The 21,142-nt window shown below is 62.0% G+C and carries 18 protein-coding genes; 12 read left to right on the top strand and 6 right to left on the bottom strand.

Annotation, left to right across the window (positions count from 1 at the left end):
* Nucleotides 1-2 precede the first annotated feature (2 nt).
* Nucleotides 3-1,031, bottom strand: coding sequence for a hypothetical protein (locus tag KUV81_RS06490; RefSeq protein ID WP_222543019.1), 1,029 nt, complete (start codon nucleotides 1,029-1,031; stop codon nucleotides 3-5).
* A 117-nt stretch (nucleotides 1,032-1,148) separates the two neighbouring features.
* On the opposite strand from KUV81_RS06490, the gene KUV81_RS06485 reads away from it, so the two are divergent.
* The 3 genes from KUV81_RS06485 to KUV81_RS06475 all read left to right on the top strand — a co-directional run bounded on the left by KUV81_RS06485 (nucleotide 1,149) and on the right by KUV81_RS06475 (nucleotide 3,798).
* Nucleotides 1,149-1,937, top strand: a complete 789-nt coding sequence (locus KUV81_RS06485; protein WP_222543018.1) for an EcsC family protein — start codon at nucleotides 1,149-1,151, stop codon at nucleotides 1,935-1,937.
* 79 nt (nucleotides 1,938-2,016) lie between these two features.
* Nucleotides 2,017-3,171, top strand: a complete 1,155-nt coding sequence (locus tag KUV81_RS06480; RefSeq protein ID WP_222543017.1) for a BamA/TamA family outer membrane protein — start codon at nucleotides 2,017-2,019, stop codon at nucleotides 3,169-3,171.
* A gap of 435 nt (nucleotides 3,172-3,606) precedes the next feature.
* A complete protein-coding gene (locus tag KUV81_RS06475) occupies nucleotides 3,607-3,798 on the top strand; it encodes a DUF3185 family protein (protein WP_222543016.1) in 192 nt (63 codons plus the stop codon).
* 55 nt (nucleotides 3,799-3,853) lie between these two features.
* Here the strand turns inward: KUV81_RS06475 and KUV81_RS06470 are convergent, their stop codons facing one another.
* Entirely contained in the window at nucleotides 3,854-5,635 is a 1,782-nt protein-coding gene (locus KUV81_RS06470) for an ABC transporter ATP-binding protein (protein ID WP_222543015.1), read from the bottom strand.
* Nucleotides 5,622-7,364: an ABC transporter ATP-binding protein gene (locus tag KUV81_RS06465; RefSeq protein WP_222543014.1), complete on the bottom strand. Its 1,743-nt coding sequence runs from the start codon at nucleotides 7,362-7,364 to the stop codon at nucleotides 5,622-5,624. The genes KUV81_RS06470 and KUV81_RS06465 overlap by 14 nt, the downstream gene beginning before the upstream one ends.
* A 251-nt stretch (nucleotides 7,365-7,615) precedes the next feature.
* On the opposite strand from KUV81_RS06465, the gene folD reads away from it, so the two are divergent.
* The gene (folD, locus tag KUV81_RS06460) at nucleotides 7,616-8,506 is read left to right on the top strand and encodes a bifunctional methylenetetrahydrofolate dehydrogenase/methenyltetrahydrofolate cyclohydrolase FolD (protein ID WP_222543013.1); all 891 of its coding nucleotides are present in this window, start codon (nucleotides 7,616-7,618) and stop codon (nucleotides 8,504-8,506) included.
* A gap of 37 nt (nucleotides 8,507-8,543) precedes the next feature.
* Here folD and KUV81_RS06455 read toward each other — a convergent pair whose 3' ends face one another.
* Complete coding sequence (locus tag KUV81_RS06455) at nucleotides 8,544-9,017, bottom strand: GNAT family N-acetyltransferase (RefSeq protein ID WP_222543012.1); 474 nt, start codon at nucleotides 9,015-9,017, stop codon at nucleotides 8,544-8,546.
* Between the two features lie 159 nt (nucleotides 9,018-9,176).
* Between KUV81_RS06455 and KUV81_RS06450 the strand changes: the two genes are divergently transcribed.
* The gene (locus KUV81_RS06450) at nucleotides 9,177-9,758 is read left to right on the top strand and encodes a PH domain-containing protein (protein ID WP_222543011.1); all 582 of its coding nucleotides are present in this window, start codon (nucleotides 9,177-9,179) and stop codon (nucleotides 9,756-9,758) included.
* Between the two features lie 54 nt (nucleotides 9,759-9,812).
* On the opposite strand, the gene KUV81_RS06445 is transcribed toward KUV81_RS06450, so the two are convergent.
* Nucleotides 9,813-10,442 (bottom strand): deoxynucleoside kinase, encoded by a 630-nt coding sequence (locus tag KUV81_RS06445; RefSeq protein ID WP_222543010.1) that lies wholly within the window; start codon nucleotides 10,440-10,442, stop codon nucleotides 9,813-9,815.
* Between the two features lie 266 nt (nucleotides 10,443-10,708).
* Here KUV81_RS06445 and KUV81_RS06440 point away from each other — a divergent pair, with 266 nt between their 5' ends.
* Together KUV81_RS06440 and KUV81_RS06435 are read left to right on the top strand one after the other, a co-directional pair.
* Nucleotides 10,709-11,014 (top strand): hypothetical protein, encoded by a 306-nt coding sequence (locus tag KUV81_RS06440; protein ID WP_222543009.1) that lies wholly within the window; start codon nucleotides 10,709-10,711, stop codon nucleotides 11,012-11,014.
* A 140-nt stretch (nucleotides 11,015-11,154) separates the two neighbouring features.
* The gene (locus tag KUV81_RS06435) at nucleotides 11,155-12,279 is read left to right on the top strand and encodes a hypothetical protein (protein ID WP_222543008.1); all 1,125 of its coding nucleotides are present in this window, start codon (nucleotides 11,155-11,157) and stop codon (nucleotides 12,277-12,279) included.
* Nucleotides 12,280-12,372: 93 nt separating this feature from the next.
* On the opposite strand, the gene KUV81_RS06430 is transcribed toward KUV81_RS06435, so the two are convergent.
* Nucleotides 12,373-13,332 (bottom strand): helix-turn-helix domain-containing protein, encoded by a 960-nt coding sequence (locus KUV81_RS06430; protein WP_222543007.1) that lies wholly within the window; start codon nucleotides 13,330-13,332, stop codon nucleotides 12,373-12,375.
* A 417-nt stretch (nucleotides 13,333-13,749) separates the two neighbouring features.
* Between KUV81_RS06430 and KUV81_RS06425 the strand changes: the two genes are divergently transcribed.
* From KUV81_RS06425 to KUV81_RS06405, 5 genes are all read left to right on the top strand, one after another.
* Nucleotides 13,750-15,123: a serine hydrolase domain-containing protein gene (locus tag KUV81_RS06425; protein WP_222543006.1), complete on the top strand. Its 1,374-nt coding sequence runs from the start codon at nucleotides 13,750-13,752 to the stop codon at nucleotides 15,121-15,123.
* 125 nt (nucleotides 15,124-15,248) lie between these two features.
* On the top strand, nucleotides 15,249-16,625 hold the full coding sequence (locus KUV81_RS06420) for a serine hydrolase domain-containing protein (protein ID WP_222543005.1): 1,377 nt from the start codon (nucleotides 15,249-15,251) through the stop codon (nucleotides 16,623-16,625).
* A 562-nt stretch (nucleotides 16,626-17,187) separates the two neighbouring features.
* Nucleotides 17,188-18,636, top strand: coding sequence for a cytochrome c oxidase subunit II (locus KUV81_RS06415; protein ID WP_222543004.1), 1,449 nt, complete (start codon nucleotides 17,188-17,190; stop codon nucleotides 18,634-18,636).
* A 62-nt stretch (nucleotides 18,637-18,698) separates the two neighbouring features.
* Entirely contained in the window at nucleotides 18,699-20,453 is a 1,755-nt protein-coding gene (gene ctaD / locus KUV81_RS06410) for a cytochrome c oxidase subunit I (protein ID WP_261389208.1), read from the top strand.
* Nucleotides 20,450-21,121: a cytochrome c oxidase subunit 3 gene (locus tag KUV81_RS06405; protein ID WP_222543002.1), complete on the top strand. Its 672-nt coding sequence runs from the start codon at nucleotides 20,450-20,452 to the stop codon at nucleotides 21,119-21,121. The genes ctaD and KUV81_RS06405 overlap by 4 nt, the downstream gene beginning before the upstream one ends.
* Nucleotides 21,122-21,142 lie beyond the last annotated feature (21 nt).

The following is a 21,142-nucleotide window of genomic DNA, read 5'->3' as shown; positions in this document are numbered from 1 at the left end:
GGTCAGGCCTCGAGCCCTATGGTGCGTTTGACCTCCTTGCGGCGGATCTTCCAGATGTAGCTGTCGACGATGTAGTGGTGGAAGTTGATCGACTGGTAGGCGATCAGCACCAGGGGCAGCGAGGTGTGGGGTTGCAGCAGACCCAGGGCGCCGTCCACCGCGCCGTAGAACAGGGCGGTGGCCAGGATGCAGAAGGCGGCGTAGACCAGCGCCATCCGAGGCTGCACCAGCCAGGAGATCACCCGGTGTTTGGGGTCCACCCCCTCGCGAAAGCGGTTGGCGTTGAAGTGCCAGACAAAGAGGATGTACTGGAAGTTGTGCCAGATGTTGATGGCCAGCCAGCCGATGGTGATGTCCTCAATCAGCACATAGGCCACCAGGTAGACGCCGTGATGACTGAGCAGGTAGAGCAGATGGGCCGGGGAGACCTGCCCCTGAAAAAGGCCGCGCAGGGCGCCGACCAGCCACCACAGGGCGGACAGGCCGGTGACGGTCACCAGGGCCCAGAGCAGGGGCCCGGGCACCGGCAGCGTCCAGACCTTGGTGAACAGGAAAGTCTCAGGCTGGCGGGCGGACATGGCCAGGAAGGCGGTTAGGGGCACCAGGTAGAACACCGCCCGGGCCAGGCCGCCGTGCTGGTTGTCACTGCCGGTCTTAAACTGCAGGGACTTGCTGATCCCCTCGCTTTGCCGGGTGTAGTGCCACCATTGCCAGTGCAGATAGAGGGTGAAGATCACCCAGCTGAATCCCGCCAGGGCGGTGAGGCTGACCGCCGCCAACACCATGGCCGGCAGGTAGTAGACCAGAAACCGCATCTCCTCGGGCCTGTCCTGGTAGTAGCTGAGCCGGGTGTAGGTGGCGATAACGTGGTGGTAACCGAGGAAGAAAAGGTCGAGGGTGAGGATCCGGATGAAGTGTTCCGGGCGGTACAGCGCATAATAGGCGGTGAGGATGGCCAGGACCGGGATCCCCAGGATCAGCACCCGGTCAAACACCGGGCCCCGGAGATAGAGGGCTTGAGCTTGAGACATGGAAGCTCCTGAGCGGACAGCAGGACGCGCTTCGTTCTAGTTGGATGGACTGGCAGGCCGTAGCGCTGCATCAGTTTGAAATGTAGCAGCAAATCGTTAGGGAAAAGGGAACACCAGATGAGCGAATGGCAGAGTGAAGATCTCGATGCCTTGGCCGAGGCGCGGCAACTGCTGGAGCACCCGGGTTTGGCGGCCCGGTTCAGTCACGCGCTGGGCGGCCCCATCGAGGCGGGAATGAAGCGCTTGCCCGCCGGCTGGCGGGAGCGGGTCAACGGCGTGACCCACTCGGCGCTGCAGCAGGCGGTCAAGGCGGCGGTGCACACCCTCAATCGCGACGTCCAGCCCAAGCCAGCCAATCGGCTGCATAAGCTGGCGGTGGCCACCAGCGGCGGGGTGGGCGGCTTTTTCGGCTTGCCGGCCCTGGCGGTGGAGCTGCCGCTGTCCACCACGGTGATGCTGCGGGCCATCGCCGACATCGCCCGCAGCGAAGGAGAGGCCCTGGACACCCCGGATGCGCAGTTGGCCTGCGTGACGGTGTTCGCCCTGGGGGGCGAGGGCGGTGAGGACGACGCCACAGACTCGGGGTACTTCGCGGTGCGCGCCGCCCTGGCGCAGTCGGTCACCCAGGCGGCGGAACACCTGGCCACTCGAGGCCTCAGCGCCGAGGGGGCCCCGGTGCTGGTGCGCCTGATCAGCGCCGTCGCCCAACGGTTCTCGGTGCAGGTCTCGCAGAAGGTGGCGGCCCAGGCGGTACCAATTTTGGGGGCCGCCGGCGGGGCTACCATCAACACGTTGTTTATCGATCACTACCAGCAGATGGCCCGAGGCCACTTTATCGTCCGTCGGCTGGAGCGGCATTACGGCGCCGAGGCGGTGCAGGACGCCTACCGGGCGCTGGCCCCCTGAGACCAAATGCGCCCTATGGCTGGCCGGGGATGGCCGTTATAATCCCGTGCTAATGGTTGTTCTTTAGATAGTTATTGTGATGAAAGCCCTGCGTGCCCTGTCCCTGTTGCCCGGCCTGTTGCTGGCGCCGGTTGCCGCCGAAGAGGTGGTGCCCCTGTTCGAAACCGAGCCCAACTCCGTCATCGACCGGCTGGAGAGCCTCTTTGCGGTCTTTGGTGCCGAGGAGGAGTACGACGAGAGCCAGGGGCTGAACTCCAGCTACATCCCGGCGGTGTTCTACACCCCGGAGCAGGGGCTGGGGGTGGGGCTGCTCTACGTCGGCCTCTATGGGGAAACCGAGGGCGGCACCTTGCAGCCCTCCTCGGTGGTACTGAACCCCTACGTCTCTACCAACGGCTCCATCGGCCTCTCCACCGAAGCCACCCACTTTTTCAACCGTGGGGATGATCGCTTCCACCTGGAGTTCAAGGTGCGGGACGACACCGCGGTGTTCTACGGCATCGGGTACGATCAGGGCCAGCAGGACGACAACAAGATTGATTACTCCGAGCGGCTGCTGACCCTGGAGCCCATGTGGCTGACCCGCATCGGCGGCCACCTTTTTGCCGGGGTGGGGGCCAACCTGGAGGTGGTGCGTCCCCATGAGGTGGAGCTGGAGGGCGGTGTCCTGCCGCCGCCGGATCAACTGGTGAACAACACCAGCTACGGCGCCTTCGTCACCGGGGTGTACGACTCCCGGGACAACACCCTGAGCGCCTCCGAGGGGATGTACCTGAAGGCGGAGCTCGGGGCCTACTACGACGACACCAACGGCAACAGCTTTGGCGCCTACAACCTGGCCGCCTCCCAGTACCTCTCCTTGGCCCCGGGCCCGGGATTGCTGGCCTGGCAGGTGCGGGCGGATCTCACCTCTGGCGAGGTGCCCTGGAACCGCTTGCCGGATCTGGGGGGCGATGACGCCATGCGGGGCTACATCCAGGGCCGCTACCGGGACAACCAGATGATGATGGCCCAGGTGGAGTACCGCCTGCCCATCTACTGGCGACTGGGGATGGTGTTCTGGGGCGCCGCCGGCACTGTGGCCGAGGACGTCTCCGGGCTTTGGGACGACACCCTGGCCAGCTACGGCACCGGCTTTCGCCTCAAGGTGAAGGACAAGGTGAACGTGCGGGCGGACATCGGCTTTGGCGAGCACGAAACCACCTTCTACTTCCACGTCAACGAAGTGTTCTGACCGGTCGGCATCGCATTTTCTAAGGGGGCCTGTGGGCCCCTTTGCCGTTTCATGGGGGCAAAAAAACGGCCCGATTCACGAGGAAGGGGCCGATGTTCAAAATGACAATGGGGTGAGACAGCCCCATCCCCAAAGCCAGCGCCGTGCCAAAAATATAAAATCCATATTTAACAAGGTCTTAAGCATGGTTTGTCGCGCTGCTGGCCTGAGATCTGCACCCCCTTGGGGCGTTTGCCCCCCAAGTTTGGGGCAGGGGTGGGCTTCAGGCCGCACCGGCATTGCTAACAAAAGGCAAAAAATGTGTTAGCGTCTGACTTGTTGGGGTTTGTCAGTGCGTTAGGCGAGATGACCCCGCAGGATCCGGGGCCCGATTGGGCCCACACCGGCCATTCGGTATGCGGCTGCACCAGAGCGGCCCTTAACAGCGAGGTAGTGATGAATAACAAGATCGTGGGAATCGTATTGCTGGTCATCGGCGTGGCGTTGGCGGCCTGGGGCTACAACATCTACGACTCCGCCAGCTCTCAGGTGACCCGCGCCCTCAGCGGCGATGCCCCCATGGAAGCCTGGGCTGGCATGATTGGCGGCGCCATCTGCGCCCTGATTGGGCTGTTCAAACTCAAATAAGCGCGACAGAACGCGCAAGAACACAGGGGCCCGACGGGCCCCTGTTTGGTTTGGCTCAGCCGGCCAGCTCCTCCTGCTCCGCCTCGGCCACCTTGAGGGCCTGCAACTGCAACTCGTACATCGCCTTGTAGTGGCCCTCGGGCTCGGCCATCAGGCTGGCGTGATCCCCCTGCTCGATGATCTCCCCATGGGCCAGCACCACAATCTGATCCGCGTGGCGAATGGTGGAGAGCCGGTGGGCAACCACGATAAGGGTTACCTCGCCGCGCAGGTCATTGAGGGCCGCCTGCACCACCTGCTCGGTTTCGCTGTCGACGTTGGCGGTGGCCTCATCCAGCAGCAGGATCTTCGGTGAGGCCGCCAGGGCCCGGGCGATGATGAGCTGCTGGCGCTGGCCGGTGGACAGGCGCATCCCCCCCTCACCCAGTTCGGTCTGATAGCCCTGGGGCAGGGCGGTGATCACGTGGTGCAAATGGGCGCGCTTGGCGGCGGACTCCACCGCCGCCTGGCCCAGTCCGCGGCCCATGTCGATGTTGTCGTACAGACTGGCGGCCAGGACGAAGGGCTCCTGGGGAATAAGGCCCACCCCCTGGCGCAGCCCGTCGTGGCCGTATTGCACCAGGTCCTGGTCATCGAGCTGGATCTGGCCGGGCGCACTGGGATAGAAGTTCAGCAGCAGGGAGAGCAGGGTGCTCTTGCCGCTGCCGGTGTGGCCCACCACGGCGTAGAACCCCCCGGCGGGCACCGCCAGGTTGAGCCCCTTGAGCACCGGCTTGTCCTCGCTGTAGCCAAAGCGCAGATCCTTAAGGGCGATCGCCCCGCGCTGCACCTGGGCCTGCTCGGACTGGTAGTGCTGCTCCTCCTGGGCCAGCAGGGTGGAGACCCGGTCACCGGCCACCATCGCCTGCTGGTAGAGGTTGAAGCGCTGGGTGATCTCCGCCAGCGGCTCGGTAAAGCGGCCCATGTAGCTTAAGAAGGCGTACAGCACCCCCACCTGGGCTACCCCCTCCACCACCTGCACGCCAAACAGGGCGATGATCGCCACCAGCACCAGCACTGCCAGCATGTCGATGGCCGGGCGAAGCAGGGCGGCGCCGATCCGCACCGTCTTCATCCGCGCGCCGTAGTAGCCCTGGTTGACCTCGTCGAAGCGCTCCAGGTAGCGCTGCTGCCCGGCGGTGGCCTGGATCACCGCCATGCCGGCGATGGACTCGCTGATGTTGGCGTTGATGTCGGAGCGCAGGGCCCGAGAGTGGGCCACGGCGGGGCCGGAGAAGCGCTGGTAGAGGTAGATGATCAGCACTACCGTGGGCACGAGGCCCAGGGCGATGATCATCAGTTTCAGATCCAACAGCGCCATGGCGATCAGCATGCCGATGAGCAGGATGGCGTTGCCCAGCACGTTGGAGAGGAACTGGACGTAGAGATCCTTGATGGACTCGGTGTCGTTGGTGATGCGACTGACCAGCTGCCCCGTACGGGCGTGATCGAAGTAGCTCATCGGCAGGCGCACCACGTGGCCGAACACCCGGCGGCGGATGTCCAGCACGGCACTGAGGGCCATCTCGGAGAAGCGCAGGGTCTGCTGGTAACGCAGCCAGGCACTGCCCAGCTGGGTGACACCGTACAGCAGCAGCAGGCCGGTCAGGGCGGCGGGAGCGAAGTCCCCCTTAAGCAGGTGATCGTCGATGAAGATCTTGGCCAGGATGGGGCCGGCCACGTCCAGGGCGGTGGCCAGCACCAGCAGGGTCAAGGCCTTGGCCAGCAGCGGCTTGTCCTTGTAGATGTACCCGGCCAGCAGGGCGAAGGTGCCGCCGGTCCGCTCAGTGCTGCTCATGGATCTGCGCCTCCATCTGTTGATAGGTCCACATGCGGCCATACCAGCCGTCCTGCTGGCTCAGTTGTCGGTGATCTCCCCGCTCCAGGCACTCGCCGTGGCCCAGCACCAGGATCTCATCCGCCTGGGCCATCGAGGCGAGACGGTGGCTGATGATGATGCGGCTCTGGTCGGGTCGGTGGGCCCGCAGGTGGGTCAAAATGGTTTGCTCGGTCTCCACGTCCACCGCAGAGAGGGCGTCGTCCAGCACCAGGATGGGGGCGCGGGAGAGCAGGGCCCGGGCAATGGCGATGCGCTGGCGCTGACCGCCGGAGAGGGTGACGCCGCGCTCCCCCACCAGGGTCTGATAGCCCTCGGGGAAGCGCAGGATGTCCTCGTGTATGGCCGCCAGGCGGGCGGCTTCGGCCACCGCCTCATCCGACGCCTCCGGCCAGGCCAGGGCGATGTTGTCGCGGATGGAGGCGCTGAACAGGAAGCTGTCCTGGGGCACATAGGCAAAGGCGCTGCGCAGGCTGTTGAGCCGGTAGTGGGCCAGGTGCTGTCCCCCCAGGGTGAGTTGGCCCGGCTCGGCCTCCCAGTAGCGCATCATCAGCTGCACCAGGGTGGTCTTGCCGGCGCCGGTGGGCCCGGCGATGCCCAGGGTGTGGCCCGGAGGCAGGGTCAGGGAGAGGCCATTGAGCGCCGCGCTCTCGCCGCTTTGGTAGGCAAAGGTGAGGCTGTTGGCCTCCAGGGTGGGGTCGGTGACCTCGCCCTGGCCGAGATCCGCCACGCTGTCCGGCACCTTGAGCATCGCCTCGATGCGGCCGTTGGCGGCACTGCCGCGCTCGACGATGTTGAGCAGCCAGCCAAAGGCGAACATCGGCCAGATGAGCTGACCCAGGTAGAGGGAGAAGCTGGTGAGCTGGCCCACGGTCAACTCGCCATGGTGGATGAGGAAGGCGCCGAAACCCAGGGTCAGGGCGCTGGCCAGGGTCAGGCACACGAAGATCACCGGGTCGTAGAGCGCTTCGGTGCGGGCCACCTGGTAGTTGCTCTTGGCGGCGTCATCGGCGATGGCGCCGAAGCGGTCGGACTCCACCTGCTCCCGCCCCATCGCCTTGACCAGACGCACCCCGACGATCGCCTGCTGGGTGGCGTCGTTCAAGGTGGAGAACTTCTCCAGGGAGTCGCGAAAGTGCAGGTGCAGCCGCTTGGAAATTTTGTAGAAGGCCCAGCCCATAAAGGGGAAGGGCACCAGGGCCACCAGGGCCAGGCGCCAGTCGATCACCACGAACATCATCGCCAGCACCAGGATAAAGGTGAGGATCCCGTCGAAGCCGGAGAGGATCCCCTCGCCGGCGGCCATCTCCACCGCGTCGATGTCGTTGGTGGCCCGGGCCATCAGATCGCCGGTGTTGTGCTGGCTGAAAAACGCCTGGCCCTGGCGGGTGAGGCGCTGGTAGAAGCGGTGGCGCAGCACGGTGCCCAGTTGGTAGGAGGTGCCAAAGAGCACCACGCGCCAACCAAAGCGCAGCAGGTAGAGGGCGATGGCGATCCCCAGCAGCTGGGGCAGGTAGCCGCCGTCCCAGTCGCCGCCGGTGGGGACGGTCAGCAGGCCGTCGACGGTCTGGCCAATCAGGTAGGGCACCAGCATATTGAGCAGGGCCACCGCCAGCAGCATCACAACGGCCAAGGCATAGGTTCGGGCGTGCTGGCGGAAAAACCAGCCCAAGTGCACAAAGAGGGACATCTCACTTCCTGGTGAACGCGTGGCGGGCGAGGCCCGGTGGCGCGGGGTGGTACAACGGCTGCCCGGCTCAGGGCACTGGCAGGCAGAAAATCATTATGACGCCTAAGGGGGCAAAAGGCAGCCCCACCGGCGGCCTTCACCTGCCCCGGTGGCCCCAGTGCTGAGATTTTGAGCGGGTCGTGATCCTCCCCTTAGATCCGTTTACCCAACTTCGGTAAGCTGCGGCTCTTTCTAGAAAAACGAGAACAACAATGACGGAAAACCCGAAACAGACCGAAGCGGCCCTGATTGACGGCAAGGCGATCGCCCAGCAGGTGCTGGACGAGGTGACCCAGGAGGTGTGCCAGTTGACCGCTGCAGGCCAGGCCCAGCCCTGTCTGGCGGTGGTGCTGGTGGGGGAGGACCCGGCCAGCCAGGTGTACGTGCGCAACAAGCTGCTTAAGTGCCAGCAGGCGGGCATTCAAAGCCGGGAGCACCGCCTGGCGGTGCAAAGCACCGAGTCGGATCTTCTGGGGCTGCTTGAGACCTTAAACCGGGACCCACAAGTGCACGGCATCCTGGTGCAGCTGCCACTGCCCAAGCACATCGATGAGCAGAAGGTGATCCAGGCCATTGCCCCGGAAAAGGACGTGGACGGGTTCCATCCGGTCAATATGGGCCGCTTGATGGCCGGCGCGCCGGACCGACTGGTGCCCTGCACGCCACTGGGGTGCCTTATTATGCTGCGCCACACCCTGGGCGAGCGGTTGAGCGGCAAGCATGTGGTGGTGGTGGGTCGCTCCAACATCGTCGGCAAGCCCGCGGCACTGTTGGCCCTGGAGCAGCACTGCACCGTCTCCGTGGTCCACTCCCGCACAGAAAACATCGAAGCGCTGTGCCGTCAGGCGGACATCCTGATCGTGGCCGTCGGCCGGCCGGAGCTGGTGCGGGCGGACTGGGTCAAACCCGGCGCCGTGGTGCTGGATGTGGGGATCAACCGGGTGGAGCGCGACGGTAAGCCCCGCCTGGTGGGGGACGTGGCCTTTGACGAGGTGGCGGCGGTGGCCTCGGCCATCACTCCGGTGCCCGGGGGCGTCGGGCCCATGACCATCGCCTGCCTGCTGCGTAATACCCTGCAGGCCTACCGCCAGCAGCAAGGTTGAGAAAAGCGCCCCTCGGGGCGCTTTTTTGATGGGGCGGTCAGCGCCAGAAACGGAACTGGATAACGGCGCCGTACTGGGGATCCGACATCCGCTGCTGCTCGAAGTGGCCGTGGGTGTAGTCCTCCAGCACCCGCTGCCAGAACTTCACCAGATCCTGGGCGCTCTCCATGGGTCGGCTTATCCAGATCCCCGGATGGCGGTCCAGCAGGGATTGCACCAGGTGGCGCCCCAGGTGGCCGTGACGGCAGGCGGGAATGATGTAGAGATCGCGCACCTCGTGTTGATCGCCATGGTCCACCACGCTGGCCAGGCCGCAGGGGATCCCATCCTGGTAGAGCAAGAACCCCTCCACCGTCTCCCCCAACTCGGTGCCACGACAGAATCGCCCCTCTCGGTCGGGCTTTTTACGGGTCAGGCGGGAGAACTCACTTTCGTAGGCCTGGGCCAGGTTCTGGTACACCGGCAGCCACTGCGGCGTCACCGCCACCACCTCGGGCTCAGAAAATCCCATCTCGCCTCCTGTGCCATCGCTACCCCGGATGGGGTAAGTATGGGGCAGAACTGCCGGGCCAAGGCCGGGGGAGGACGTGGGCAAAAGGAACAATCCGGGGGTGACTTGCTATCGCTTTGACTTTTAAGATGAACACACTGATAGCCAGGGAGGCAGACCATGACCGAGGACACCCCGATTCTGACGGGCCGCTTTAACCCCAAGGTGTGCACCTACTGGGTGACCACCGGCGCCATCGCCTTTGGCGTCACCATCGTTGGCTTGCCGCTGCTGCTGTTGTGGATCCCCCTGGGGCTCTGGGGCACCCGCCGCTACCTGGCCAACATGGAGTGCGTGCTGACCGCCAAGGCGCTCAAGGTGAAAAAGGGGATCTGGGTGAAGCGGGAGAAAACCATCCCCCTTGAGAAGATCACCGACATGGGGATGATCCAGGGGCCCTTGATGCGCGCCTTTGGCCTGCACCGGCTGACGGTGGAGACCGCCGGTCAGTCCGGAGAGGGGGCGCTGGTCTCCCTGATTGGGCTCGAAGGGGCGCCCGAGTTTCGCGAAGCGGTTCTGGCCCAGCGGGATGCCCTGAGCGGCCCGGCGCCAGCGACCGCGGCGCCAGCCTCAACCTCAGAGGACCCGGCCACCCTTAAGGCGATCCACGAGACTCTGCTGCGCATCGAAGCGGCCCTGTCGGCATCGCCGGAGCGGCCATCGAACTCTCCGGAGGCTACGCCGGAGAACGACCGGGTGTAGTGCCGGACAAGCCGATCAAAAACGCCGTCCCTGGGGACGGCGTTTTTATGCGACTTACAGCTTGTGCAGGATGCGGCGGGCCACTCGCTCGGCGCAGCCGAACTGGCTCCAGTCCTCGGTCAGCAGCAGGGTCTCTTTCTGCCGGCAGATGTGCGGCAGGAAGGTGTCGTGGCAATCGGAGACCAGCTTGATGTAGTCGTAGCTGGTGCCGGTTTCCGCGTCCCGGGCCCGCTCCACCATGCGCTGGTAGGAGAGGGTGGGGTTGGACTTCAGGTAGATGACGCTGGTCACCTTGGGGTAGTCGTCCAGCTTGTCCCAGATGTCATAGTAGTAGGTCAGATCGGCGCCGTCCGGGCGGCAGGCTTCCTGCAGGTTGGCCTGGCAGAACACCAGATCGGAGTAGAGGGAGCGCTCCAGCACGTAGTTGTAGGCCGGATCCAGGTCCTGGCACAGGCTGGCTCTGTGGTTGGTGATAAAACGCTGGAAGGCGATGCGCTGACTGGGGTCGCGGGTGAACGCGGCCAGCAGGCGCTGGAACTCCGGGTTGGTGTCCACGTCCTCGAGGATCATCTTCCAGGGGCGACCGTCCATCTCGTTCAGCCGTTCCACCAACTTGGGCACCAGGGTGGATTTGCCCACGCCGATGTTGCCCTCTACCGCCACCAACTCAAATTCCTGTGCCATCTGTGCGCCCAACGATTACTGCCAAAAACGGCGCGAAAGTCTACTGCCAATGAACCGCCATCACCAGTGAAAAAAGCGCTCGCTGACGAGTCAAACCAAATTGAATAAAAGCTGTACAAAAGCGTCACTTGAGTGGTGAAAAACCGGACGGTCTGCGGCGATAAAAGCACCATTGAGCACGGCGTGAGCAGATCCCCCTTGAGCCCCTTTCCCCGGCGGTCGCTTGGGGTACACTAGGAGCACGAGCGTCGAGGGTTGAATCTGTCATGAGCCAGGATCCTTTTATCGGGCGGGAGCCCGCCCCCTTTTCATTGATGCGCATCGATGTCTCCTTCGAGTTGCCCGAGGAGCTGGTCCCCGGGGTGGAGCGTGCGCTCTCCGCCTACGTGGATCACCCGGACGTGCAGACGGAGATCGTCACCTGCGGTTACCAGGGGGGGCAGTTCGAGCTGGAGCTGGTCTACTTCTCCAGTGACGGCAGTTACCGCAACGAGCTGGCCTGGCTGCACAAGGCGGTGCAGAGCGTCATCGTTCCGGTGCCCGTGTTCACGGTTCAGATCCGCAAAGACTGACGGGTTTAGGCCCGTCTAACGATCCGGTTCGCGTTGCCGAGCCGGGTCGAGCCCGGTTCGCTGACTTGCGCAGCCGGATCGGGTACTCTCAGACCCTATCCCCTTTAGCTGTTGTGTTTAGAGGAATTTTTGTGCCCTTTTTGAAGTCCCTATTTTGTATCCAGGGTCGGGATAGCCGCCTTCGTAGCGCGCTGGTCCACCTCTCGCTGGTGGCGGTGTTGCTGCTGTGGGTGGCGCTGTTTGTCGCGGCCCAGCCCGCCACGCGCCTTATTGTGGGACTTGGCCTGGCGCTGCCCGGTGCGGCGCTGAGCCTGGCGGCGGCCCGGCGCCGGCTGAACGACAGTGCTCGGCCTGCCACCCTGGCCTGGCCGGCTCTGGGCCTGTGGGGACTTTTCGCCGTGGTGCAGACCCTGTCGCCCTTTAGCCTTTGGGCCACTCTGGCCGGCGCTGCCTACCTGGGCTTCGCTGCACTGCTCTCTGCGTTCCCCGTCAGCCGCAACCGGGGCCGATTCGCCCCCGGCGACGAAGGGGTTTGGGGCTACAGCGGTCCGGTGGACCTCTCCGCGCTGCATCAGGATGCGCCGGTGGCCCGCTACCAGGGCCGGGTGGAACCCTCCCTGGATGGGCGCGGCAATGCGCCCACGGTGATCCCCGAGCCCCAGGCGGCCCAGCCGGATCCCAGTTACTGGGACGACGAACCCAAGGGCCTGGACATCACAGGCCTGCTCAAGCGCGTTGCTGCGACGGTGCTGCCGCTGCTGCAAAAACAGTGGAAACCCCTGGCCGGCATTGTTGGTGTTGTTGTGCTGCTCAGCCTGGCGGTGAGCTTCTGGCCCAAGGGCGGAGCCGACACCGCGGCCAGTGCCGAGGTGGTGGAGGTGGCCAAGCCCGAGGTGCCGGTGTTTGAACACCAGGTGGCCATGCCGGACACCTATGAGCTGCTGATGAACCAGGACGGCATCATCGTGAAATGGCCCGGCGATCCCTCCGCCCAGGGGGAGATCTGGTCGCTGCTCACCGCCAAAGGGGAGCGCCAGTGCGCCCAGATGCGGTTTAACAACGGCAACAGCTACCGGGCCGTGAAGGTGGAGGTGTGGCCGGGGGACGTGTACTACGCCTACTTCTCGCCGCTGGACACCTCGGACATCGTCTACGACGTGGCGATGCGGGGCAACTTCACCCTGTGCGGCTACCCCTTCAGCCTGCGCGGCAGCATGGACATCCTGCGGGCCCATCCGGCCTTTGCCCTCTACACCCGCCGTTAAGTCCAGCTCCGACACGAAAAGGCCCCGTTCCGGGGCCTTTTTTGCTTTCAACTGACAGAGCCATACTTGCTACCGCGCCTGTCATGATCAGTGCTATCCAGACTTGCGAAACTGAGCCGCGCTTTTCCCCGACCAGGTTTTCATCGCCCGGTTAAAGTTCGAGGTATCGTTGTAGCCGACCCGGTAGGCGATATCACTGATGGCATAGTCGGTTTGCTGCAGCAGGTAGCTGGCCTTCTTAAACCTGGCCTCATCCTTGATCTGGGTGAAAGAGATCCCATGTTGCTTGAAGAACCGGTATAGCGTCTTTCGGGTGGTGCCAAATAGCGAGGCGAGCCAGTCGATGGTAAAGCTTGGAAGGTGAGCATAGGTATCCGCCAGCAGTAAGACCTCCTGGAGCCCGTGGGATTTAAAGTTATCACTGGCCAGTGGTTGAAACCCGCCGATATCCGGAAGCTCAATCAGGGCAAAAGTACAGTCATACTCGAACCAGGTCCCGGGATACTCGCTGTCGTAATGGGCCCCAAGATGCCTGGCGGTAGTCATTTGAACCCGTTTAGGAAGCCAGTCCCTGCCAAGCCAGTGCTGGCAAACCCCGATCAATCCCGCAATTCGATGCCATTCGATCTCGGCATAGCCCGGAAAGCCGGGTCGCAAATTGCCGCGGCTGCACAGACACCAGTATCCGTCGACCATTTCCAGCCAGTACGTTAACTGTCGGCTCATCTTCGCCGAGTTGGTCATGATGGCAGCCATGGTCTGCTGAAAGCTGGCATCTTTATCAACAATTTCCCTGTCTTGATGCAGCAACCACTTGGCCGCGTCTTTTCCCACTTCTATCGACATCAGCCTTGGGCATTTCGATCGCATGGACTGAATGAACAGGCAGGTGTTCTCGATCGGCAGCCATTTCTCATACGAAGAGATATCGGTCGGTAAGCCCTGTAGCTCTGCCTCCTCCCGCCACGGGATCCGATGCCGTTCAAAGTAGTGAATATAGAATCCCATGGTATTGGACGATGTTAGATGCAAGGCCCGTGTATTCATTGCCATGCCAGCAGCTTCCTAATGTCCCCAGATGACCTATCTCGATGTTAGCACACCTCATAGAATCCCCCCCAGTTGATGCGGGGAGATGCAAAACATTAATAAATCGACTCGATAGGCGAATTATTGTCGATGCCTCCCGCTGCGTGGCAATAGTTCAACCATAAGGCTGGTCGGATTATTAAGAAAGGCAACGGCGAGGCATAATTCGACCGGAAAATAAAGAGTCCACAATTAGCTCTCATAGCTTGAAATTAGAATAAGGCGGCACCGTTGTCTGGGCCGATGACAAGTCCTATTTCTAATTAATCAACTCTTGGCTGGCACTCCTAATGACTGATTTGTCTGATGTTGGAGTTAAGCCTTGTACTTATAACTTGGAAGTTTAAAGCCAACTCTATATTCATTTTTAGGAAACCGATCATGAAATCAGTGTACAAACTCAGTCGTGCCGCCTTGTTAGTGGCTGGCGTAATAGCCGCATCCATGGCTATTGCCGAAACATCCCCCCTGGAAGAGGCTCTGAAGGTACCAGGCGCTAAACCTGAGATCCCTGTAACCCAGGTTAAAACAGGTTTTGATCAGCCCTTTATTGATGAAGCACGTGACAAATTTGGCAACTTCCACATGCAGATGGGGGGTGATCATGCGTTGTACTACACCATCAAGATGACGGAGTTTATGCCCTCTGCGCTTGCCATGCCGCACGGTGAGGTAAGCCCACTCAAGCGTAATATCGACAGCTCACTGAATGACCTGACTTTTGTTATGGGCGATGGGGAGCAATCCGTAAGTCTGGGCGAGTACATTCACGACGATAAAACACGTGTGCAGGGCATCATGATCCTCAAAGGTGGTGAGGTCGTGTATGAGTCCTTCCCGGGTATGAACCCAGAGCAGACCCATATCTGGGCGTCTGTTTCCAAGACAGCGGTTGGTACCATCCTGACCATGCTGGAAATGGAAGGCAAAGTGGATACCAGCAAGCCGATCACCCAGTACGTGCCAGAGCTGAAAGGCACCGAGTGGGATAAGGTGAGCCTGCTGGATGCCATCAACATGGCGTCGGGCCTGGATATCAGCGAAAACGCGGCCAATACCCTGGACCCGAACTCGGTGTTCCAGCGCATGCTGTCTGCGGACTTCAACGTGCCCAATCCCCAGGGCGAGATTGAAGATGAGATGCAGGTCCTGCGTGATGTTGTCCCGCTTGAGGGCGAAGAGCCCGGCAAGGTCGCCCGCTACAGCTCGACCGTGACCAAGGTTCTGGGTGTGGCCATCGAAAATGTCGAGCAACAACCCTACACCCAGGTGTTCGAAGATCGCATCTGGTCCAAGATTGGTGCCCGTGCCTCAGCACAGATCAACATTACGCCGGCGGGCCACGCGGTAGCCTACGGCATGATCAACAGCCGCCTGGACGATCTGGCTCGTTACGGTCTGATCTTCACGCCAAGCTGGAACACGGTCGCCAAGGCGCCTGTCGTTCCGACACAGGTGATTGAGCAGATGCAAAAAGGCGGCAACCACGAAGCCTATATGGCCGGTGATTTTACTCACCATTCATGGGTGCAAGCGGCCTTCGGTCTGGACATGCCAATCTACAACTCGCACCAGTGGGATGCCGTCTGGGACGACGGTGCCATGTTTAAACACGGCAACCTCTACCAGAGCCTGTACGTAGACCCCGCCCGCGACGTGGTGGGCGTCGCCTACTCGACCTCACCGGTTTACCTGACGCCGGACCTGATCCCAGGTTATCTGCGCGAAGCGGCAAAACAACTGGCAGACAAGTAACGTAAATGCCCTTTGTATTTGTTAACAAAGGGCCAATTAAAATCCTAATTAAATTAATACAGGCCTGACCAATGTGGCGCCAATAATGGTGCGGTTCTGGCTGGTCTGTATTTTCTGGAGATAACATGAAACCCTTTAAGGCCAACAAACTGGCAGTAACTGTTGCGCTGTGCAGTGCACTGACATTTTCAGGAGCCATTGCTGCAAAAACCATGATCAACCCTGACGGGCCAACTCTGGTGAACCCGAGTGAATTAAGCACGTCTCTTTCGGTGCCAAAGATTTTGGAGATCAGCAGCTTTTTTAACCAGCCTGAAAATAAGGTGAAGATCCAGTTCCCCTCGGCGCAAACTGAGTTTGCCTGGGTAAATATGTCGAAGTTTTATCCCTCGGTGCAGGTGCCTCGCAGCGGCCAGGTATCTGAACTGCCCTACGCGATTGATGCCGGTATCAACGACGTCGAATACATGAACAATCGCGATGGCAAGATGATTTCGGTTGACCAGCACTTCGAAACCAAGCCGATTGATGCCATGGTTGTTGTGAAGGATGGCCAAATCGTGTTTGAGCGCTATAAGACCATGCGTCCAGAAGACAAGCACCTGTGGATGTCGGTCTCAAAAGTGACCGGGTCGACCATGCTGGCCATGCTCGAGCAGGAGGGCAAGGTGGATACCCAGAAGCCTGTAAGCCACTACCTGGAAGAGCTGAAAGGCTCAGTGTGGGATACCGTTAAGGTCGAAGAAGCCCTGGATATGGCGGCTGGTCTCAACGGCACAGAGCATGACGAAGCCATCCAGGACTCACGTACCAACCCCGATCAGATCTGGTACCGCTGGGCAGCGACCGATGCCATTGGTATGGCACCGGACGTGCGTGGCCGCAACGAAAGCTGGTCTGATGTACTGGGTTCCATGGAGCGCAAAACGCCTGGCCACCGGGTCTTTGAGTACAACTCGATCAATACCTTCGTGATCAACCGTATCGTGGAGCGGGTTGCTGACAAGCCACTGTCTGAGCTGTTCGCCGAGAAAGTCTGGAGTAAGCTGGGCATGGAGCACGACGCTTACTACCTGGTCAGCCCGTCCGGCAATACCCTGGGTTTTATGGGCGTGAACTCCTCACTGCGCGACCTGGCTCGCTTTGGCATGGCGTTTACGCCAAGTGCTGAGCAACTGGCCGGTGAGAAAATCATCCCGGATGCCATCATGGGCAAGATCCATGAGCGCAAGTACATCGAACAGTACGCCAAAGGCTTCCTGGGTGAGAAATTGACCAAGTCCTTCGCCGATGACGCGGGCAACATCAGCAACCGCTACCAGTGGGATGCGGTAACTTCAGAAGGGGACATGTACAAGGCCGGTGTTGGTGGCCAGGGCATTTACATCTCTCCAGCCAGTAACACTGTTGTGGCCTGGTTCTCAACCGGTGACGGCAATGACCAGGAAGAATCAATGGCCCGGGCCATCGTCAAAGCCATCAACGAATCACCCGCTCCATAGCCTGAGCAGGCGTAATCTGGAGCAGTCCAAGAGGGCAGGGGCATTCAAACTGGCAAAGACTGTTTAGGGGCGCAAGGAGGCGCTTAATCAACATCTTCAGTTATTTTCTGGGTGCCCTGTTCGTGCTGTGGTAGCGGACATCGATTTTTCGAGAGGTGATTGGGAAACTGCCACAGTAGGGCCAGAACTCAGATTGAAAGCGGCTATATGCTGCCTGACATTCCCAACTCTCCGATGCTCGCTGACCACCTAACAGGTAAGGAAGTGAGATTACCTGGCCAACATTCAGATAAAGCCTTGCGGAACGCACTCCTCAAGGCTTTCTAAGTTCTCGTTCTGATTATTTGTTCGATGTACTTTTTTGCTGCCCGCACTCCGGCATAAGTCGATTTTGCTGAGCCTCGTCAGCCACTTGGCGGGGCAAAACTAGCGAAACCCGACAACTGCGCCTAGCCTTCAGAGTAATTTCGTTACCATCCAAGTGGTTGCCTTGGCGTAGGCAGGATGCAATCGAATCGACGCCCCAGACAACGGGGCGAACCTTTCGGGAGAGTGATTGCCTATGGCCATTGCCATCGTCTTGGTGCTGATCCTGCTGGCGTCTGTAGTGTTTCATTTCGCCGGCCCCTGGGATCTTCCCCCCCTCGCCAGTAACTGGGGCGACATCGACCTGACCATCGGCATCACCCTGCTGGTGACCGGGGCGGTGTTCCTGGCGGTGATGATCTTCACCGTCTATGCCCTCATCAAGTTCCGCTACCGGCCGGATCGCACCGCCGACTACGAGCCGGAGAACAAGAAGCTGGAGCTGTGGCTGACGGGCCTCTCGGCGGTGGGGATCGTGGCGATGCTGGCCCCGGGCCTCTACGTCTACAACGATGTGGTCTCGGTGCCGGACGATGCCCTGCCGGTGGAGGCGATGGCCAAGCAGTGGGGCTGGGCCTTCCGATTGCCCGGTGCCGACGGCGTACTGGGCAAAACCGACGTCAAGCTTATCAGCGCCGACAACCCCTACGGCCTGGACCCCCTGGACCCCACCGCCCAGGACGATCGCCTGGTGCTCTCTCCCACCCTCCACCTGGAGCTGGACAAGCCGGTGCACGCCCAGTTGCGCTCGCTGGATGTGCTGCACAACTTCTACGTGCCCCAGTTCCGCACCAAGATGGACGCCGTTCCGGGCATCGTCTCCTCCTTCTGGTTCACCCCCACGGTGGCCGGTGAGTTTGAGATCCTCTGTGCCGAGTACTGCGGGGTGGGCCACTACAACATGCGCGGCATGGTGGTGGTGCAGCCCCAGGCCGAGTATGACCTCTGGCTGGCCCAGCAGCCCACCTTTGCCGAGGCCCAGCTGGCCCTGAGTCAGACCAGCCTGAGCCCCCTGGCCCGGGAGGGGGAGAAACTGGCCACCGAGCAGGGCTGCATGGGCTGTCACGGTTTTGCCTCCAGCCCCCTGGGGCCCAGCTGGCAGGGGATCTATGGCCGGGAAGGGGTGATGACTGACGGCACCAGCGTGGTGGCGGACGAGGCCTACCTGGCCCAGTCGATTCGCGAACCGGCGGTGCAGATTGTCCAGGGCTACGCCAACGTCATGCCCCCCTATGACCTGACCGATGAGCAGATCGGCGCGCTCATCGCCTACATGAAGGAGAAGGGCGGGGCACCGATGGACGCCGAGCCCGTCGCGCCTCCGCCGGTGACCGGCAGCGCGGACAGCGCCGCCCCCAGTGCGCCGCTCACCGGATTGGATCTGGCCCAGGCCAAGGGCTGCCTGGCCTGCCACAGCGTCGATGGGTCGGCGATGATCGGCCCCACCTGGCAGGGGCTGGCGGACAGCGAACGGGTTCTCATCACCGGTGAGACGGTGGTGGCGGACGCGGAGTACTTGCGACGGGCCATCGTCGAACCGGCGGTGGAGGTGGTGGAGGGTTATCCCCCGGTGATGCCGCCGGTGTCCTTGAGCGAGGAAGAGATCCAGGCTCTGGTGACCTTTATCCAGGAACTGAAGGATTAATAACCACGGCGCAGGATAGGCCAACACGAGGGTGCGGGATGTCATCACAACAGGATATTCATATGGAACACCATGAACTCGGGTTTTGGCAGAAATACGTGTTCAGTCAGGACCACAAAACCATCGCCATCCAGTACACCCTGACGGCGATCGCCGTGGGCCTGGTGGCCCTGGTGCTCTCCGGGCTGATGCGCCTGCAGCTGGGCTTCCCGGAGACCTTCAGCTTTATCGACCCCGGTGAGTACTACCAGATGGTCACCATGCACGGCATGATCATGGTGGTCTACCTGCTCACCGCGCTCTTTCTCGGCGGCTTTGGCAACTACCTCATCCCCTTGATGGTGGGCGCCCGGGACATGGTGTTCCCCTTCCTCAACATGTTGAGCTTCTGGTTCTACTTCCTCGCGGTGGTGGTGCTGATGGCCAGCTTCTTCGTCACCGGCGGCCCCTCCGGTGCCGGCTGGACCCTCTATCCGCCCCAGGCGATCCTGCCCGGCACCCCCGGCGTGGACGGCGGCATCATCCTGATGCTGGTCTCCCTGGCGATCTTCATCGCTGCGGCCACCATGGGGGGCCTGAACTACGTCACCACGGTGCTTCAGGCGCGCACCCGGGGCATGAGCCTGATGCGGATGCCGCTCTCCATCTGGGGGATCTTCACCGCCACGGTGCTGGCCCTGCTGGCCTTCCCGGCGCTCTTTGTCAGCGCGGTGATGATGCTGTTCGACAAGCTGCTGGGCACCAGTTTCTTTATGCCGGCCATCGTCTCCATGGGTCAGCAGCTGGATTACGGCGGCGGCAGCCCCATCCTGTTCCAGCACCTGTTCTGGTTCTTTGGCCACCCCGAGGTGTACATCGTGGCCCTGCCGGCCTTCGGCATCGTTTCGGATCTCATCAGCACCCACGCCCGCAAAAACATCTTCGGCTACCGCCAGATGGTGTGGGCCATCGTCGGCATCGGCGGACTCAGCTTCGTGGTCTGGGCCCACCACATGTACGTCTCCGGCATGAACCCCTATTTCGGCTTCTTCTTTGCCGTCTCCACCCTCATCATCGCCGTGCCCACCGCCATCAAGGTGTACAACTGGGTGCTGACCCTGTGGCGGGGCAACATCCGCCTGAATGTGCCCATGCTGTTCTCCATCGCCTTTATCCTCACCTTCGTCTTTGGCGGCATGACCGGCCTGTTTTTGGGCAACGTGGTGGTGGACCTGCCGCTGTCGGACACCTACTTCGTGGTGGCGCACTTCCATATGGTGATGGGGGTGGCGCCGATCCTGGTGATCTTCGCCGGGATCTACCACTGGTACCCCAAGATCACCGGTCGGATGCTCAACGACACCCTGGGTCAGCTGCACTTCTGGCTCACCTTCCTGGGCACCTGGGCCATCTACTTCCCCATGCACTACCTGGGCGTGCTGGGGATGCCCCGGCGCTACTACGCCTACGAGAACTACGAGTTCCTGCCGCCGGAAGCGGCCACCCTCAACGCCTTTATCACAGTCGCGGCGCTGATCGTCGGCTTCAGCCAGCTGCTGTTCCTGTTCAACCTGGGCTGGAGCTACTTCAAGGGGCGGGCGTCCGGGCCCAACCCCTGGGGGGCCACCAGTCTGGAGTGGCAGACCCCGGAGACCCCGCCGGGCCACGGCAACTGGGGGCCGGCCCTGCCGGTGGTGTACCGCTGGGCCTACGATTACTCGGTGCCCGGGGCACCGGAGGATTTCGTGCCCCAGACCAGCAACTGGGGCGTGGAGGACACGCCACCGGAAGACAGGGCAGCTGAGCCGCCTTTGACCGGCAAGGAGGCGGACGCATGAGCACCCTGACCCAAAAACCCTGGCTCACCCCGGGCCTGGGGCCGGAGCCCAACCGCCAGGGCAAAAGCCTGCGCACCGGCGTCTACTTCATGTTCGGGGTGATAAGCTCCATGTTCCTGCTGTTCATCCTGGCGATGCTGATCCGCTCCCAGCTGGGGGACTGGCAACCGTTGACCGAAGACCCCTGGCAGCCGCTGTTTGACCCCACCCCCCTGTGGCGCAACACCGGGTATCTTCTGCTCAGCAGCATCCTGCTGCACACCGCGCTGGTCAGCGGCCGGGCCCAGGCGCTGATCTTGATGCGCGGCACCCTGGTGTTGTCCGCTTTGGCGGCGCTGGCCTTCCTCTTTGGCCAATGGCAGCTATGGTTAGTCTTTGAAAGCCGGGGATTTGGTGTCAACTCCACCCCGGCGGCCAGCTTCTTCTACCTGTTGACCGGGCTGCACGGCGCGCACCTGGCGGTGGGGGTGGCGGTATGGGGTCGGGCGCTGCCCAAGCTCTGGCCCGACGCCAATGCGGACTGGATCGCCCGTTTGTCGCTGCTGGCCCAGTACTGGCACTACCTGTTCGCCCTGTGGCTGCTGCTGTTTGCCCTGTTGACCAGCAGCCCCGCCACCTACCAGGCCCTGGCGGCCCTGTGTGGCATCCAGCCCATCGAGGGCCCCTAGCACTCCGTCCTTAGGGAGAGT

The sequence above is a fragment of the Ferrimonas balearica genome (genome assembly GCF_019802085.1).
In the GTDB taxonomy this organism is placed as follows: Bacteria; Pseudomonadota; Gammaproteobacteria; order Enterobacterales; family Shewanellaceae; genus Ferrimonas; species Ferrimonas balearica_B.
This window is presented reverse-complemented; position numbering and strand designations above follow the sequence as displayed.

Excerpts from the sequence above, each read along its gene's own strand:
- KUV81_RS06490 (WP_222543019.1), bottom strand. The coding sequence starts at position 1,031 with ATGTCTCAAGCTCAAGCCCTCTATCTCCGGGGCCCGGTGTTTGACCGG.
- KUV81_RS06485 (WP_222543018.1), top strand. The coding sequence starts at position 1,149 with ATGAGCGAATGGCAGAGTGAAGATCTCGATGCCTTGGCCGAGGCGCGG.
- KUV81_RS06480 (WP_222543017.1), top strand. The coding sequence starts at position 2,017 with ATGAAAGCCCTGCGTGCCCTGTCCCTGTTGCCCGGCCTGTTGCTGGCG.
- KUV81_RS06475 (WP_222543016.1), top strand. The coding sequence starts at position 3,607 with ATGAATAACAAGATCGTGGGAATCGTATTGCTGGTCATCGGCGTGGCG.
- KUV81_RS06470 (WP_222543015.1), bottom strand. The coding sequence starts at position 5,635 with ATGAGCAGCACTGAGCGGACCGGCGGCACCTTCGCCCTGCTGGCCGGG.
- KUV81_RS06465 (WP_222543014.1), bottom strand. The coding sequence starts at position 7,364 with ATGTCCCTCTTTGTGCACTTGGGCTGGTTTTTCCGCCAGCACGCCCGA.
- folD (WP_222543013.1), top strand. The coding sequence starts at position 7,616 with ATGACGGAAAACCCGAAACAGACCGAAGCGGCCCTGATTGACGGCAAG.
- KUV81_RS06455 (WP_222543012.1), bottom strand. The coding sequence starts at position 9,017 with ATGGGATTTTCTGAGCCCGAGGTGGTGGCGGTGACGCCGCAGTGGCTG.
- KUV81_RS06450 (WP_222543011.1), top strand. The coding sequence starts at position 9,177 with ATGACCGAGGACACCCCGATTCTGACGGGCCGCTTTAACCCCAAGGTG.
- KUV81_RS06445 (WP_222543010.1), bottom strand. The coding sequence starts at position 10,442 with ATGGCACAGGAATTTGAGTTGGTGGCGGTAGAGGGCAACATCGGCGTG.
- KUV81_RS06440 (WP_222543009.1), top strand. The coding sequence starts at position 10,709 with ATGAGCCAGGATCCTTTTATCGGGCGGGAGCCCGCCCCCTTTTCATTG.
- KUV81_RS06430 (WP_222543007.1), bottom strand. The coding sequence starts at position 13,332 with ATGGCAATGAATACACGGGCCTTGCATCTAACATCGTCCAATACCATG.
- KUV81_RS06425 (WP_222543006.1), top strand. The coding sequence starts at position 13,750 with ATGAAATCAGTGTACAAACTCAGTCGTGCCGCCTTGTTAGTGGCTGGC.
- KUV81_RS06420 (WP_222543005.1), top strand. The coding sequence starts at position 15,249 with ATGAAACCCTTTAAGGCCAACAAACTGGCAGTAACTGTTGCGCTGTGC.
- KUV81_RS06415 (WP_222543004.1), top strand. The coding sequence starts at position 17,188 with ATGGCCATTGCCATCGTCTTGGTGCTGATCCTGCTGGCGTCTGTAGTG.
- ctaD (WP_261389208.1), top strand. The coding sequence starts at position 18,699 with ATGGAACACCATGAACTCGGGTTTTGGCAGAAATACGTGTTCAGTCAG.
- KUV81_RS06405 (WP_222543002.1), top strand. The coding sequence starts at position 20,450 with ATGAGCACCCTGACCCAAAAACCCTGGCTCACCCCGGGCCTGGGGCCG.